The sequence below is a fragment of the Siccirubricoccus sp. G192 genome (assembly GCF_019084075.1).
Lineage (GTDB): Bacteria > Pseudomonadota > Alphaproteobacteria > Acetobacterales > Acetobacteraceae > G192.
Map to the genome: position 1 here is coordinate 4,104,052 of NZ_JAHREN010000001.1, position 15,002 is coordinate 4,119,053.

At 69.8% G+C, this 15,002-nt stretch carries 15 protein-coding genes; 6 read left to right on the forward strand and 9 right to left on the reverse strand.

Annotated features, from left to right (window positions below):
* Positions 1 to 46: 46 nt before the first annotated feature.
* Positions 47 to 1,630, forward strand: coding sequence for an ABC transporter substrate-binding protein (locus KSF81_RS19850; RefSeq protein ID WP_217380435.1), 1,584 nt, complete (start codon positions 47 to 49; stop codon positions 1,628 to 1,630).
* A 123-nt stretch (positions 1,631 to 1,753) separates the two neighbouring features.
* Here KSF81_RS19850 and KSF81_RS19855 read toward each other — a convergent pair whose 3' ends face one another.
* From KSF81_RS19855 to KSF81_RS19865, 3 genes are all read right to left on the reverse strand, one after another.
* Positions 1,754 to 2,218 carry an Lrp/AsnC family transcriptional regulator gene (locus tag KSF81_RS19855; RefSeq protein ID WP_217380436.1) on the reverse strand — a complete coding sequence of 155 codons (465 nt, stop codon included), beginning with the start codon at positions 2,216 to 2,218 and terminating at the stop codon, positions 1,754 to 1,756.
* Positions 2,219 to 2,308: 90 nt separating this feature from the next.
* Entirely contained in the window at positions 2,309 to 3,439 is a 1,131-nt protein-coding gene (locus tag KSF81_RS19860) for a type III PLP-dependent enzyme (protein WP_217380437.1), read from the reverse strand.
* A gap of 421 nt (positions 3,440 to 3,860) precedes the next feature.
* Positions 3,861 to 4,559, reverse strand: coding sequence for an alpha/beta fold hydrolase (locus KSF81_RS19865; RefSeq protein WP_217380438.1), 699 nt, complete (start codon positions 4,557 to 4,559; stop codon positions 3,861 to 3,863).
* Positions 4,560 to 4,821: 262 nt separating this feature from the next.
* Here KSF81_RS19865 and KSF81_RS19870 point away from each other — a divergent pair, with 262 nt between their 5' ends.
* The 5 genes from KSF81_RS19870 to KSF81_RS19885 all read left to right on the forward strand — a co-directional run bounded on the left by KSF81_RS19870 (position 4,822) and on the right by KSF81_RS19885 (position 10,419).
* Positions 4,822 to 6,756 carry a DEAD/DEAH box helicase gene (locus KSF81_RS19870; protein WP_254453632.1) on the forward strand — a complete coding sequence of 645 codons (1,935 nt, stop codon included), beginning with the start codon at positions 4,822 to 4,824 and terminating at the stop codon, positions 6,754 to 6,756.
* Positions 6,757 to 6,848: 92 nt separating this feature from the next.
* Positions 6,849 to 8,048: an acyl-CoA dehydrogenase gene (locus tag KSF81_RS19875; protein WP_217380440.1), complete on the forward strand. Its 1,200-nt coding sequence runs from the start codon at positions 6,849 to 6,851 to the stop codon at positions 8,046 to 8,048.
* A 21-nt stretch (positions 8,049 to 8,069) separates the two neighbouring features.
* Positions 8,070 to 8,816 carry a hypothetical protein gene (locus tag KSF81_RS31595; RefSeq protein WP_309139625.1) on the forward strand — a complete coding sequence of 249 codons (747 nt, stop codon included), beginning with the start codon at positions 8,070 to 8,072 and terminating at the stop codon, positions 8,814 to 8,816.
* Between the two features lie 7 nt (positions 8,817 to 8,823).
* A complete protein-coding gene (locus KSF81_RS31600; RefSeq protein ID WP_309139626.1) occupies positions 8,824 to 9,351 on the forward strand; it encodes an RsmD family RNA methyltransferase in 528 nt (175 codons plus the stop codon).
* An 84-nt stretch (positions 9,352 to 9,435) separates the two neighbouring features.
* Positions 9,436 to 10,419: an MBL fold metallo-hydrolase gene (locus KSF81_RS19885; protein WP_217380441.1), complete on the forward strand. Its 984-nt coding sequence runs from the start codon at positions 9,436 to 9,438 to the stop codon at positions 10,417 to 10,419.
* A 21-nt stretch (positions 10,420 to 10,440) separates the two neighbouring features.
* Here KSF81_RS19885 and KSF81_RS19890 read toward each other — a convergent pair whose 3' ends face one another.
* From KSF81_RS19890 to sufC, 6 genes are read right to left on the reverse strand one after another with little or no spacing between them, the layout of a single operon-like run.
* Positions 10,441 to 10,824, reverse strand: coding sequence for an iron-sulfur cluster assembly accessory protein (locus tag KSF81_RS19890; RefSeq protein ID WP_217380442.1), 384 nt, complete (start codon positions 10,822 to 10,824; stop codon positions 10,441 to 10,443).
* A gap of 19 nt (positions 10,825 to 10,843) precedes the next feature.
* The gene (locus KSF81_RS19895) at positions 10,844 to 11,278 is read right to left on the reverse strand and encodes an SUF system Fe-S cluster assembly protein (protein WP_217380443.1); all 435 of its coding nucleotides are present in this window, start codon (positions 11,276 to 11,278) and stop codon (positions 10,844 to 10,846) included.
* Complete coding sequence (sufU, locus tag KSF81_RS19900) at positions 11,226 to 11,702, reverse strand: Fe-S cluster assembly sulfur transfer protein SufU (RefSeq protein WP_217380444.1); 477 nt, start codon at positions 11,700 to 11,702, stop codon at positions 11,226 to 11,228. Before sufU ends, KSF81_RS19895 begins: the two co-directional genes overlap by 53 nt.
* Positions 11,702 to 12,949: an aminotransferase class V-fold PLP-dependent enzyme gene (locus KSF81_RS19905; RefSeq protein ID WP_217380445.1), complete on the reverse strand. Its 1,248-nt coding sequence runs from the start codon at positions 12,947 to 12,949 to the stop codon at positions 11,702 to 11,704. The genes sufU and KSF81_RS19905 overlap by 1 nt, the downstream gene beginning before the upstream one ends.
* Positions 12,949 to 14,250, reverse strand: a complete 1,302-nt coding sequence (gene sufD / locus KSF81_RS19910) for a Fe-S cluster assembly protein SufD (protein ID WP_217380446.1) — start codon at positions 14,248 to 14,250, stop codon at positions 12,949 to 12,951. Before sufD ends, KSF81_RS19905 begins: the two co-directional genes overlap by 1 nt.
* Positions 14,247 to 14,993, reverse strand: coding sequence for a Fe-S cluster assembly ATPase SufC (gene sufC, locus KSF81_RS19915; RefSeq protein ID WP_217381779.1), 747 nt, complete (start codon positions 14,991 to 14,993; stop codon positions 14,247 to 14,249). Before sufC ends, sufD begins: the two co-directional genes overlap by 4 nt.
* Between the last annotated feature and the right edge of the window lie 9 nt (positions 14,994 to 15,002).

Consider the following 15,002-nt stretch of genomic DNA (forward strand, 5'->3'; position numbering starts at 1 on the left):
ACACCGCCCCGGCTAGGATGGGCGGCTGGTTGCCGCAGGAGAAACGATGCGCCCCTCACCCCGATCCGCTACCCTGGCCGCCGCGCTGCTGGCCGCGCTTTCCACCGCGGCGCCCGCGGCGGCGCAGACACTCAATATCGGCATCGGCGGCGCCGTCACCTCGGTGGACCCGCATTTCTACAACGCCTCACCCAACAACAGCCTGTCGATGCACATCTTCGACCGCCTGGTGGAGCGTGATGCCCGCGCCCAGCCCTATCCCGGCCTCGCAGAAAGCTGGCGGGTGGTCACGGACACGGTCTGGGAATTCAAGCTGCGTCCTGGCGTGAAGTGGCATGACGGCCGCGACTTCACCGCGGACGACGTGGCCTTCACCATCCAGCGCACCCCCAATGTCCCGGGCAGCCCAGGCGGCTTCGGCGGCTTCGTCCGCGCCATCGAGCGGGTGGAGGTGGTGGACCCGCTGACCGTCCGCTTCCACACCATGCGGCCGCATCCGCTGCTGCCGACGGAACTTGCCTCGGTCGCGATCATCTCCCGCCATGCCGGCGAGGGCGCGGCGACGGAGGACTACAACAGCGGCAAGGCGGCCATCGGCACCGGCCCCTACCGCTTCGCCGCCTACCGCTCCGGCGACCGCACCGAGCTCGCCCGCAACGACGCCTATTGGCGCGGCGCCGAGCCCTGGGCGCGGGTGAACTACCGCTTCCTCGCCAATGATGGCGCCCGCACCGCGGCCCTGCTCGCCGGCGATGTGGACGTGATCGACCAGGTGCCCTCCACCGACCTCCCGCGGCTGAAGCGGGAGGCGCGCATCACGGTGTCCGAGATCCAGGGCCTGCGGCTCATCTATCTGTCGATGGATCGTTCGCGAAAGGGCAACCTGCCCTTCGTCGCCGACAATGACGGCCGGCCTCTCGCCGCCAACCCCTTCGACGACATCCGCGTGCGCCGCGCGTTGTCCATAGCCATCAACCGCCAGGCGCTGTCGGAGCGGATCATGGAGGGTGGCGCCAGCCCCACCGGGCAATGGCTGCCCGAGGGCACCTTCGGCTACAACCCGGAAGTCGCGACGCCCCGCTACGATCCGGACGCGGCGAAGCGCCTGCTGGCGGAGGCCGGCTTCCCGCAGGGCTTCCGCCTCACCCTGCACAGCCCGAACGACCGTTACCCGAACGATAGCAAGGCAGCCCAGGCGGTGGCGCAGATGTGGAGCCGCATCGGGGTGCGCACCGAGGTCGAGGCGCTGCCCTGGGCCAGCTTCTCCACCCGGTCCAACCGCCAGGAATTCGCCATGCGCCTGGCTGGTTGGAGCAGCGTGACCGGCGAGGCGAGCTACGCGCTGGTCAATATCCTCGGCACCTATGACCGCGAGAAGCGCACCGGCGCCAGCAATCCCGGCCGCTATTCCAACCCGCAGCTCGATGCGCTGACCGAGCGCGCGGCCGCCACGATCGACGATCCGACGCGGGAAAGGCTGCTGCGGGAGGCGGTGAAGCTGGCGACGGACGATGTGGCCTTCATCCCGCTGTTCCAATTGGTGAACAGCTGGGCGCTCAAGCGCGGCCTGCGCTACGAAGCCCGGATGGATGAGCGCACCACGGCGATGGCGGTGCGGCAGGCGAATTGAGGAGGCCGATCGGCGACGGGAGCTACGGCGGATTGCATCCATTCCTGAATGCATTCCGCCGTAGCTCTTTGTTTGCCGAGCGGATTCACGCTCCCGGAGGTTCACCTCCGTCCGCGATCCGCTCTATTCCTCCGTCGCCGGCGCCACCGGCAGGATTGCGCTTTCCTTCAGCGTGGCGATGGCCAGCAGCGTTTCCAGCCGCTGCACGCCGGACAGGCCGCGCAACTCCTCATTGAGGAAATTATCGAGCGCGGGCAGGTCGGCCAGCCGGACCTTCAGCAGATAGGTCCAGCCGCCGGTGACGGCATGGCATTCCAGCACCGCCTCGTGCCGCCGCATGGCCTTGCGGAAGGCGGCGTCCTCGCGGCCGGGCGCCACCGCCACCAGGATATGCGCCAGCAGGGGGCAGCCGGCTGCGGCGGGGTCGAGATCGGCACGCCAGCCGCGGATGACGCCGCGCTCCTCCAGCCGCTTCACCCTTTCGGCGGTAGCGGAGACCGAAAGCCCCGCCACCTTCGCCAGCTCCGCCAGCCCGGCGCTGCCGTCCAGCTGCAGCGCGACGGTGATGTTCCTGTCTATCTCGTCCATGGCCGAAGCTTAGCGCGCCGGCAACGGTTGTGAACGGAAAGAATCAGCACGCCAGGGGGAAGCGCGCTGCCGCGCTCCCCTGCCGGGCGGTTACACGTAATGCTCGGCCAGCGGCCGGAAGCCGTTGAAGGCCTGGCTGGCATAGCTGGTGACATAGGCGCCGGTCGCCAGCAGCTCCACCCGGTCCCCGGGCTCTAGCGCCAGGGGCAGGCGGTAGTTGGACTTCTCATAGAGCGTGTCGGTGCTGTCGCAGGTCGGGCCGGCGATGGTCACGGGCCCTTCCGCGCCGCCGTCATGCGGCGTGCGAAAGGCGTATTTGATCGCCTCGCCCTCGGTCTCGGCCAGGCCGCCGAAACGGCCGATATCGAGATAGACCCAGCGCACCGGGTCGTCCTTCGCCTTGCGGGAGACCAGCACCACCTCAGCGCTGACCACCCCGGCATCGCCCACGATGAAGCGGCCCGGCTCGATGACCATTTCGGGCAGGGCATTGCCGAAATGCTCGGCCATCGCGCCCATGATGGCGGCGCCGAAATCGTCGATCTCCGGCACCTCCTGGCGATAGCGCACCGGATAGCCGCCGCCGAGATTGACCATGCGCACCTTCACGCCGGCATCGCGCAGGTCGGTGAAGAGCATGGCGACCCTGGCGATCGCCGCCTCATAGGCCGCGGTCTTGGTCTGCTGGCTGCCGACATGGAAGCTGAGGCCGAAGGGGTCCAGGCCCAGCTCGCCGGCCAGCACCATCAGCTCCTTCGCCATTTCGACCTCGCAGCCGAATTTGCGCGAGAGCGGCCATTCGGCGCCGTCATTGCCGACCAGGATGCGGCAATAAACGCGCGCACCGGGGGCGGAGCGGGCGAGCTTGCGCAGCTCGGCCTCGGAGTCGAAGGCGAACATGCGCACGCCGCGCCCGTAGGCGGCGCGGATGGCGCCCTCCTTCTTCACGGTATTGCCGTAGCTGATCGCCTGCGGCTCGGCGCCGGCGGCGAGGCAGGCCTCCACCTCCTCGAAGCTCGCCGCGTCGAAGCAGGAGCCGAGGCCGACCAGGCGCTCCAGGACCGGCACGGCGGGATTCGCCTTCACCGCGTAGTAGATGCGCGCCTGCGGCAGCGCGCCCATCAGGCGGCGGTAATTCTCCTCGACCCGGTCGATGTCGAGCACGAGGCACGGCGTCGCCGGCGCGGAATCGCGCAGGAAGCGGGAGACCTTCGGGGTCATCGCACTACCCTTCACATGCAGAAGGACCGGCCCTGCCGGGCGGCGGCCCCAGATTGACGAAACGGTCGAACGAACCAGCGACCAGAGTGAGCCGCCCGGCCTGAGCCGAACGGGGTTGCCAGAACGCTTGACGTCGTTGCGTAAACCTTGCGCCGCGGTGACCTGATGGGCTGCGCCTAGTGGAGGGGCGCCTGGGGTTCCGTGGGCCTGGGGCCAGAGGCACGTGCGTACTGCGTCTGGGCGGGCATATAGGCCCGGGCCACTCGCCGGGAAAGTGAAAAAGCACCCCCGGCAAGATTATTTTCCAGCAGGCGGCAGGAGGCGCCGGAAACTCCGCCCGAAATCCCGGGCAGGGCCCGGGCGATCCACGCGCCAAAGCGCGAATCGGCCGGGAAAGTGCCGGTCGCGCGATCCGGGCCCGCTATAGCGCCAGCCAACTCCGCAGCAGCGCCGTGGTTGCCGCCGGGTCCTCCATCGGCGGCAGATGCCCGCAGCCGGGCAGCAGGGCGAGCCGGGCCCCGGGGATGAGGCCGGCGATCTCGGCCGCCAGGTCCGGCGGCGTCAGTGCATCCGCCTCCCCCACCGCGATCACCGCCGGCAGCCGGAGGCCGGGCAGCAGCGGGCGCGAATCCGGCCGGCCGAGAATGGCCGCCTGCTGGCGCAGGAAGGCCGCCTGGCCTACCCGTCCGGCCATCGCCGTCACCTCCTGCCCCACCGGGCCGTCGAGATTCGCGGGATGCAGGAGCTGCGGCAGCAGGCGGGGCGTCACGCCACGGAATTTGCCGCTCCTGGCAAGGCTCACCAAACCGCGGCGGCGGCGCGCCTGGTCCGGCGTATCCGGCCGGGCGGAGGTGTCGAGCAGGGCGATCCGCGTCACCCGGCCGGGCGCCTGGCGCAGGATCTCGAAACCCAGGTAGCCGCCCATGGAAAGCCCGCAGAGCGCGAAGCGGGGCGGCGCCGCGGCCAGCGCCCGGGCGGCCATGGCCGGCAGGTTGTCGTCCAGCCCCACCTCGGCGATGTGGCAGCGGGCCAGGCCGGCCAGGCCAGTGACCTGATCGCGCCAGAGCCGGGCGTCGCAGAGCAGGCCGGGGAGCAGGAGGAGGTCAGGGGTTTCGGGCATGGTGGCTGCGCGTCCTAGACCGGCTTGCCTGGCCAAACAATGGCCGGGGATGCTTGCTTTTCCGCCGCCAGAGGCGCATATGCGGCGCGGACCTGGAGCGGCGGCCCCTCCATTCGGCACGCCGGGCGTCGGTTTTCGGCCTTTGGGTTTCTCCCATCCGGCCGCCATGCCGCCGCTGTCCCGGCGAAGGAACCGACCGAACTTGACCGATACCTCCGATCGGCCCGCCCCCGTTGCGGCCGAGCCCGAGCACACAGACCTGATGCCCGAGACCCCCTCTCCGGCGCCCGGCGTGGCGGCGGCCCCGGAACCGCTGCCCGAATCGGCATCGGATGCGGCGCCGGAAGCACCCTCGATCCTTGCCGAGGCGCCCGAAGCGGCGCCCGCTCCTGAGGCGGCGGAAGCCGCCCCTGCCGAAGCAGGGGCCACAGCGGAGCCTGCCCCGGTGGCGGAGTTCACCGCAGAGGCGGCGGAAGCTGCTCCTGCCGAAACAGGGGCCACAGCGGAGCCTGCCCCGGTGGCGGAGTTCACCGCAGAGGCGGAGGAGGATGCCGCCGAGCCGGCCGGGGAGGCCCCTGGCCCCAGCGTGACCTTCGCCGATCTCGGCCTTTCCGAGCAGATCGCCCGCGCGGTGGCGGATGCCGGCTATGTCACGCCGACCCCGATCCAGGAGCAGGCCATCCCGGTCGTGCTCATGGGCCGCGACGTGCTGGGCTGCGCCCAGACCGGCACCGGCAAGACGGCCGGCTTCACCCTGCCGATGCTCGACATCCTCGCCTCCGGCCGGGCCAAGGCGCGCATGCCGCGCAGCCTGATCCTGGAGCCGACGCGCGAGCTGGCGCTGCAGGTGGCCGAGAATTTCGTTAAATACGGCAAGCACCTGAACCTGGTGCACGCGCTGCTGATCGGCGGCGAGAGCATGAACGACCAGCGCGCGGTGCTCGAGAAGGGCGTCGACGTGCTGATCGCCACGCCGGGCCGCCTGCTGGATCTGTTCGACCGCGGCCGTATCCTGCTGGCGGATTGCAAGCTGCTGGTGATCGACGAGGCGGACCGCATGCTGGACATGGGGTTCATCCCCGATGTCGAGCGCATCGTCTCCATGCTGCCGCCGCTGCGCCAGACGCTGTTCTTCAGCGCCACCATGGCGCCCGAGATCCGGCGCCTGGCCGATGCCTTCCTGTCCAATCCGAAGGAGATCTCCGTCTCCGCCCCGGCCAGCGTGGCGACCACCATCACCGCCGGCCTGGTCTGGGTGCGCGAGCTCGACAAGCGGGAGGCGCTGCGGCGGCTGATCCGGCGCGAGGACGTGCAGAACGCCCTGATCTTCTGCAACCGTAAGGTCGAGGTGGATGTCCTCTACAAATCGCTGAAGCGGCATGGCTTCAGCGTCGGCGCCCTGCATGGCGACATGGACCAGCCGACCCGCTTCGCCACGCTGAACAAGTTCAAGGCGAATGAGCTGCAATTGCTGGTCTGCAGCGATGTCGCGGCGCGCGGCCTCGACATCGGCGGCCTCAGCCATGTCTTCAACTTCGACGTGCCCTACCACGCCGAGGACTATGTCCACCGCATCGGCCGCACCGGCCGGGCCGGGCGCGAGGGCCATGCCTATACCATCGCCACCGCCGACAATGCCCGCGACGTGGCGGCGATCGAGAAGCTGACCGGCAAACCGATCCCGCGCATCGAGATCGAGGGGCTGGACCCGGTAAGCGCCGAGGAACTGGCGGAGGCCGCGACGCGGCCCCGGCGTGGCCGCGGCGGTCCGGCCCGCGGCGCGGCCCGGACCGGCACCGGCAGCCGTGGCGGCACCGGCCGCAGCGGCAGCGCCCGGTCGCCCCGTGGCGCGCCGCGCGAGGAGGCCGATCCGGCGCCTGCCGCGGAGGCCGCGCCGGCGGCCCGCGAGGAACGGCCGAGCCGGGCTCGCCCGGAGCGCCGCCCCTCGACCCGCGACGAACGCCCGCGCGCCGAGCCGCGTGAGCGCCCGGCGCCCCGCGAATTCGACCGGGCGCCGCCGCCCGCCATGCGCGACGACCGCCGCCGCGACGATGCCTCCCGCCGGCGTGACCGGGATGATCTCGGCCCCGCGGTGCGCGGTTTCGGCGATGCGGTGCCGGCCTTCATGCTCATCCCCATCCCGCGCCCGCGCCGGGACGCGGCGGCCGAGCAGGAACCGGAGCAGGAAGCCGCCTGAGGATCTTGCCGCCCGGCCCGGGCGGCACCATTCCAGGTTCTGTCAGGACCGGCCGCGCAGGCGATGGGATGCCGCGCGCCAGGGAGGAAGCCATGAATCTCGTCACCCCGAAGCGCAGCATCGCCCCCTTCAAATGGGAGGACCCGCTGCTGCTGGACGAGCAGCTCACCGAGGACGAGCGCATGGTGCGCGATGCCGCGCACCAGTTCTGCCAGGAGAAGCTTCTCCCGCGCGTCCTGATGGCCAACCGGAACGAGCATTTCGACCGGGAGATCATGAACGAGTTCGGGGAGATGGGCTTCCTCGGCGCCACCCTGCACGGCTATGGCTGCGCCGGCATCTCCTATGTCGCCTATGGGCTGATGGCGCGCGAGGTGGAACGGGTGGACAGCGGCTACCGCTCCGCCTTCAGCGTGCAGTCCAGCCTGGTGATGTACCCGATCTACGCCTTCGGCTCCGACGCGCAGAAGGAGAAGTTCCTGCCAAAGCTGCGGACCGGCGAATGGGTCGGCTGCTTCGGCCTGACCGAGCCGGATGCCGGCTCCGACCCCAACTCGATGCGCACCCGCGCGAAGAAGGTGGAGGGCGGCTATCTGCTCTCGGGCTCCAAGACCTGGATCACCAATTCGCCGATCGCCGATGTCGCCGTGGTCTGGGCCAAGGATGACGAGGGGGTGCTGCGCGGCTTCCTGCTGGAACGCGGCATGAAGGGATTCACCACCCCGAAGATCGAGGGCAAGTTCAGCCTGCGGGCCTCCATCACCGGCATGATCATGATGGACGAGGTCTTCGTCCCGGAGGAGAATCGGCTGCCAGGCGTGAAGTCGCTGGCCGGTCCCTTCTCCTGCCTGAACCGCGCCCGCTACGGCATTGCCTGGGGCGCGCTCGGCGCGGCCGAGTTCTGCTGGCACGCGGCGCGGGACTACACGCTGAACCGCAAGATGTTCGGCCGCCCGCTGGCACAGACCCAGCTCATCCAGAAGAAGCTCGCCGACATGATGACCGAGATCACCCTCGGCCTGCATGCCGTGCTGCGGGTCGGCCGGCTGTTCGATGAGGACAAGGCGGCGCCGGAGATGATCAGCCTGGTGAAGCGCAATAATTGCGGCAAGTCGCTCGACATCGCCCGCGTCGCGCGGGACATGCATGGCGGCAACGGCATCGTGGACGAGTACCACGTGATCCGCCACGTCATGAACCTCGAGACGGTCAATACCTATGAGGGCACGCATGACGTGCATGCGCTGATCCTCGGCCGCGCCCAGACCGGGCTCAACGCTTTCGGCGGGTAGGATAAGGCGGTTCGGCCAGGCATGATGGCGGCTGAATCGCTCGACTTGACCGTGGAGGCCATGGGCGGCGCCGGCGATGGCATCGCTCGGCTGCCGGATGGCGGCACCTGCTTCCTGCCGCTTGCCCTGCCCGGTGACAGGCTGCACGCCCGCCCGGCCGGCCGCCGGGGCGATTCCATGCTGGCCGAGATCGAGGCGCTGCTCGGCCCCAGCCCGGACCGGGTGTCTCCCCCCTGCCCGCATTTCGCGGCCTGTGGCGGCTGCACCCTGCAGCATTGGGCCGATGCGCCCTATGCCGAATGGAAGCGGGGCAGGCTGGCCGAGGCGCTCTCCCGCGCCGGCTTCCCCGATGCCCCGGTCGCTCCCCTCGCCCGCACCCCGCCGGGCACGCGCCGCCGCGCCGACCTGGCCCTGCGGCGGGGCCCGGGTGGCATCACGCTCGGCTTCCATGCGCGCGGCAGCGGTTCCGTGGTCGATCTTGCCGCCTGCACCGTATTGGACCCGCGCCTGGTGGCGCTGTTCGCGCCGCTGCGCGGCGTGCTGCGCGGCCTCGGCGCGCTGAAGCGCGAGGGTTCCGCGGTGCTGAACCTGCTCGATAGTGGGCCGGACCTGCTGCTGCGGACGGATGGCATGCTGGATGCCGTGGGCCGCACCGCCCTGGCCGCCTTCGCCACCGCACAGGGCCTGCCGCGCATCGCCTGGGCACGCGGCAACGGCCCCCCCGGAAACCGCGGCGCAGATCGGCCCCGCCCAGCTTCGCTTCGGTGAGGCGGTGGTGAGCCCGCCTCCCGGCGCCTTCCTGCAGGCCAGCCCTGCCGGCGAGGCCGCCATCATCGACGCCGTCCTGGCCGGGCTGCCGGAGCGACTGCCGCCCCGCGCCGCCATCGCGGAACTCTATGCCGGGCTTGGCACGCTGAGCTTCGCCCTTGCCGGCCGCGGCCGCGTCACCGCCTATGAGGGCGCGGCGGAGGCGGTGGCGGCGCTGGCAGCCGCCGCGGGCAAAGCGGGCGCGCGCATCCAGGCAGTGCGGCGCGACCTGGCGCGGCAGCCCCTGGCCGCCCCCGAGTTGAAGCCCTTCGCCGCCGTGGTGCTGGACCCGCCCTTCGCCGGCGCGGCGGAGCAGATGGCGCTGCTGGCCCCTGCCGCGGTGCCGCGCATCGTCTATGTGTCCTGCAACCCGGCGGCGCTGGCGCGCGATGCACGGCCCCTGCAGCAGGCCGGCTACCGGGTGGTGGCGGCAACGCCGGTGGACCAGTTCCTCTGGTCGCCGCATCTGGAAGCGGTAGTCGCCTTCGCCCGCTGAGGTGTGCCAGCCGCTCGACCGATCTTGACTGGATCGGCAACGCAACCTGTTCCAGGCTCGGCGAATTCCGGGAGGGAACCCGTCATGCATCAGGCATTCAGCCGCCGCGCCGGCCTGGCCGGCCTGGCCGCCGCCGCGGGGGCGCTCGCCCTGTCGCCGCGCTTCGCCTTCGCCCAGGCAGCGGCGCCGGCTGCCGCATCGCAGGCGCCGGGCTTCTACCGCTTCAAGGTCGGCAGCTTCACCGTCACCACGGTGCATGACGGCTTTGCCGCGCGTCCTGTCGCTGGCTTCGTGCGCAATGCGCCGCTGGAGGAGGTGCAGAAGGTCCTGGCCGAGAGTTTCCTGCCGACCGACACCATCCGCATCCCCTTCACGGTCACCTTCGTCGACACCGGCCGCCAGCTCGTGATCTTCGACACCGGCAACGGCGTGACGCCAGCGGGCGCCACCAATGGCCGCATGATCGGGAACATGCGCAGCGCCGGCATCGACCCGGCACGCGTCAACCTGGTGGTGATGAGCCATTTCCACGGCGACCACATCGGCGGGTTGATCGACGCCGAAGGCAAGCGCGCCTTCCCGAATGCGGAAGTAGTGGTGCCGGAGGTCGAGTGGCGCTGGTGGACCGATACCGGCAACGAGAGCCGCAGCCCGGAAGGCCAGCGCGCCACCTTCGCCAATACCGCCCGACGCTTCGCGCCCTACCAGGGCAGCATCCGGCAGATCGCCGATGGGGCGGAGGTTGCCCCCGGCATCCGCGCCGTGGCCGCCCATGGCCATACGCCAGGCCATACCTGCTACCTGATCGCCGACGGCGATGCGCAGGCGATGTTCGTGGCCGATGCCACGAACCGGCCGGAACTGCTGGCCCGGCGGCCCGATTTCCACATCGTCTTCGATTTCGACCCGGCGATGGCGGAAGCCTCCCGCCGGCGGATCTACGACCGCGTCGCCACCGACCGCATCCGGGTCACCGGCTACCACTTCCCCTTCCCCGCCAATGGTTACATGGCGAAGGAAGGCAATGGCTATCGCTTCGTTCCGGCCGACTGGTCCAGCGCCTTGTGACAGCCGCGGCCGGCGGGGGCTTCAGACGTGGAAGCTCTCGCCGCAGCCGCAGCGGCCCTTCTCGTTGGGGTTGGTGAAGCTGAAGCCGGCGGACATCGCCTTCACCTCGTAGTCCATCACCGTGCCGATCAGGAACAGGCTGGCCTTGCGATCCACCAGCAGGGTCACATCCTTGTCGGTGACGCGCTCATCCGTCGGTGCCGCCTCCGCCACCCAGCTGAGGTCGTAGGACAGGCCGGAACAGCCCTTGGTCTTCACGCCGATCCGCAGCAGCTTGCCCTGCTCGCCCTTCTCATAAAGGCCGCGCAGGCGTTCGGCCGCCGCATCGGTCAACTGCATCAGCGGCGGCAGGGCGCGGCGCGGACGGGCGGGCTTCGCTTCGGCCTGGGTCGTCGTGCTGCTCATCGCAGGTTCACCCTTCTGGTCAGTACATGTTGAGAGCAAGGCGGGCGTCCTCGCTCATGCGGCTCTGGTCCCATGGCGGATCCCAGACCACCTCCACTTCCACATCGGTGACACCAGGCACCAGCCGCACCGATTCCTCGACCTGGCTCGGCAATTCCTGTGCCGAAGGGCAGGAGGGGGTGGTGAGCGTCATCTCCACCTTCACCTTGCCATCATCAGCGATCTCAATCGCGTAGATCAGGCCGAGTTCGTAGATATCAACCGGAATCTCCGGATCGAAGACCGTCTTGATGACGGAGATGACCGCATCCTCATCCACCCGCTGCTGTGGCGGCGGCGTCTCGCCCTCCGGCGTCCAGGCGCCATGCGTGGCGGGGGCGGCCGTCGTGGTCACGCTGTCCTCACTCACTGCTCGCCATCCTCTCTTCCCCGGGGGTGCCCTCGAGCGCTGCATTCAGCGTATGCCAGGCGAGCGTCGCGCACTTCACCCGGCTTGGATATTCATGCACACCCGAGAGCGGTTGCAGCCGCTCCATCTCATCAGCCAGGCCGGTGCCGCAATCCGGACAGGTGCCGGTCATTGCCAGGCCGCGGAATCGCGTGCCAAGTTCCTCCGCCTCCGCCGCGGTCTTGCCCTTCACCGTCTCCGTCATCAGGGAGGCGCTGGCCATGGAGATGGCGCAACCGCGGCCCTGGAAGGCGGCGTCGGCGATATGCCCATCCGGCGTCAGCTTCAGGAACAATCCCATCCGGTCGCCGCACATCGGGTTGTCGCCGCGCGCGCTGCGATCCGCATTCTCCAGCCGGCGGAAATTCCGCGGCTTGCGGCCATGGTCGAGGATGACTTCCTGATAGAGGTCGCGGAGATCGTCGAACATCAGGTGAAGAACTCCCGGGCCTTGGTCAGCGCATCCGCCAGGTAATCCACCTCCTGCTCGGTGGTGTAGAGGCCGAAGCTGGCACGGCAGGTGCCGGCCTCCAGCCCGAACCGCGCATGCAGCGGCTCCGCGCAGTGGCGGCCGGCGCGCACCGCGATGCCGGCGCGGTCGAGCAGGGTGGAGAGGTCATGCGGATGCGCGTTGTCGAGCGCGAAGGCGAAGACCCCGCCACGATCCTGCGCGCGGCCGAGCAGGGTCAGTCCCTCGATATCGGAGAGGCGCCGCATGGCGTGGTCCACCAACTGCCGCTCATGCGCCTCCAGCGCCGGCATGCCGATGGCGGTGACGTAGTCGATGGCGGCATGCAGGCCCACCGCCTCGATGATCGGCGGCGTGCCGGCCTCGAATTTCGCCGGAGGCGGCGCCCATTCGCTGCGCTCCTGCGTCACCAGGGAGATCATGTCGCCGCCGCCCATGAAGGGTGGCATGCGCTCCTGATGCTCCAGCCGCGCCCAGAGCACGCCGATCCCCGTGGGACCGTAGAGCTTGTGCCCGGTGAAGGCGTAGAAATCGGCGCCGATCGCCTGCACATCCACCTGCCGGTGCACCGCCGCCTGGCTGCCATCGAGCAGCACCTTGGCCCCCGCCGCATGCGCCATGGCGGTGATGCGCTGGGCCGGCGTCACGGTGCCGAGCACATTCGACATATGCGTGACGGCGACGAGCCCCACCTTGCCATCCGCCAGCTTGGCGGCGAGGTCTTCCAGGTCCAGCTCGCCAGCATCGGTCACGCGGCAGAAGCGCAGTTCTATTCCCGTGTCATCGCGGAGCATCTGCCAGGGCACGAGATTGGCGTGGTGCTCCATCTCGCTGACCACCACCGCCTGGCCGGGCCGCAGCACGCCGCGGCCATAGCTGTGGGCGACCAGGTTGATCGCCATGGTGCTGCTGCCGGTGAAGATGATCTCGCGCGGATCGGCGGCGTTCAGGAAGCGCGCCACGGCGGCCCGCGCCGCCTCATAGGCTTCTGTCGCCTGTTCGGAAAGGTGGTAGGCGCCGCGATGGACATTGGCATAGGCCGTCTCCATGCAGCGCACCATGGCCTCGATCATCTGCCGCGGCTTCTGCGCAGACGCGCCGCTGTCCAGGAAGACCAGCGGCTTGCCGCGCACCGTCTGCGACAGGATCGGGAAATCCTGGCGGATGCGCGCCACGTCGAAACCGGCGGAGAGGATCGGCCCGTCCATCACGCAGCGGCCTCCGCCTGCTTTTCCCACCACCCGGTGACGGCGGCTTGCAGGGCAGAGCGCGCGCCGGCATCGTTCACGCCCTCCACCGCCTCGGTCAGGAAGGCTTCCACCAGCATGGACCGCGCCCGGGCTTCCGGGATGCCGCGGGTGCGGAGGTAGAAGAGCTGCTCCGCATCAAGCTCGCCGACCGTGGCGCCATGGCTGCATTTCACGTCGTCGGCATAGATTTCGAGCTGTGGCTTGCTGTCGATCTCAGCCTCCGGGCTCAGCAGCAGCGCCTGGTTCATCTGGTAGCCATCGGTGCGCTGCGCGACCTGCCGCACCAGGATCTTGCCCTGGAACACGCCGCGCGACTTGCCGGCGAGCACCGTCTTGTAGGTCTGCCGGCTCGCGCAATCCGGCGCCGCATGGTCCAGGAAGGTGGTGGTATCGGCATGCTGGCCGGCGCCGAGCAACTGCGCTCCATTCATATGGCAGGCGGCCTTGGGGCCGGTCAGCGTGGTGTGGATCTCGTTCCGCACCAGCCGGCCGCCGGCATTCAGCGTGAAATTGTCGTAGGTGCCGCCGGCGGCGACGCTGGCATAGACCGTGGCAAGCTGGAAGGCGCGCGGCGCTTCCTGCTGCAGCCTTGCATGCACCAGCGTGGCGCCCTCCGCCACCTCGATCTCGAAGACCGGGTTATGCAGGTAGCGCGCGCCCTCGGGGCCGGTCGCGGTCTCGATGATGGTGAGGCTGGCGCCCGCCTCCAGCCGGATCAGGTGGCGCGGATGGAAGGCGGCGGGGCGCTCGGTCTCGGTCGCGACCGAGACGAGATCCAGCATGCCGCCAGCGATGCCCGCCGGCACCGTGACCACCAACCCGTCCTCGAACAGCATGGTGTTGAGCGCCGCCAGCGGCTGTCCCTGCGGATGCGCCAGCGCACCCAGCCGCCCTTCCAGCCCGGGCAATGCCGCCGCCAGGCCGGAGACGGCGAAGCCGATCCCCTCCAGCGTCGAAAGCTCGGCGCGGAAGCGCCCATCCACGAAGACCGCCCGCGCCGTCCCATGCCCCGGCGGCAGCGCCAGGCCTTCGTCCAGCATGGTCAGCGGCTCGTCGAAGCCGGCCTCGGCGACCGGGCGGAGGTCGGTGTATTTCCAGGCCTCCTGCCGCCGCGTCGGAAAGCCCTGCACGCGGAAAGCCTCCGCTGCACCCTCGCGCAGCGCGGCCAGCCAGGGCAGCCGGGCGCCAGGCAGGCGCGCCCGCAGCCCCTCGAAGCGATGAAGGAAGCCTTCCGCGCCGCTTTGCACCATGGCGTTCATGCTGCCGCCTGCACCGATGCATAGCCGGAGGCTTCCAGTTCCTGCGCCAATTCCGGGCCGCCGCTCTTCACGATGCGGCCGCCGATCAGCACATGCACCCGATCCGGCACGATATAATCCAGCAGCCGCTGGTAATGGGTGATGACCAGGGCCGAGAATTCCGGCCCGCGGAGCGCGTTCACGCCATCCGCCACGATCCGCAGCGCATCGATGTCGAGGCCGCTATCGGTCTCGTCCAGGATGGCCATGCGGGGACCGAGCAGCGCCATCTGCAGCACCTCGTTCCGCTTCTTCTCGCCGCCGGAGAAGCCGACATTCACGCCGCGCTTCAGCATGTCCTCGGGCATGTGCAGCGCCCGCATCCGCTCGCGCGCCAGTTTCAGGAATTGCATGGCATCGAGGTCGCTCTCGCCCCGGCTGCGGCGGAGCGCGTTCAGCGCCGTGCGGAGGAAATTCGCGTTGCCGACGCCAGGCAGTTCCACCGGATACTGGAAGGCAAGGAAGAGGCCGGCGGCGGCGCGCTGCTCCGGCTCCATCGCCAGCAGGTCCTGGCCGGCGAAGGTGGCGGAACCGCCCGTCACCTCATAGCCCTCGCGGCCCGCCAATACGTAGGAGAGCGTGGATTTGCCGGAACCATTCGGCCCCATGATGGCATGCAACTCGCCCAGCGGGATCTCAAGGTCGATCCCCTGCAGGATCGGCTTGCCATCAACCTCGGCGGTGAGTCCCTCGATCTTCAGCATCGTCATCGT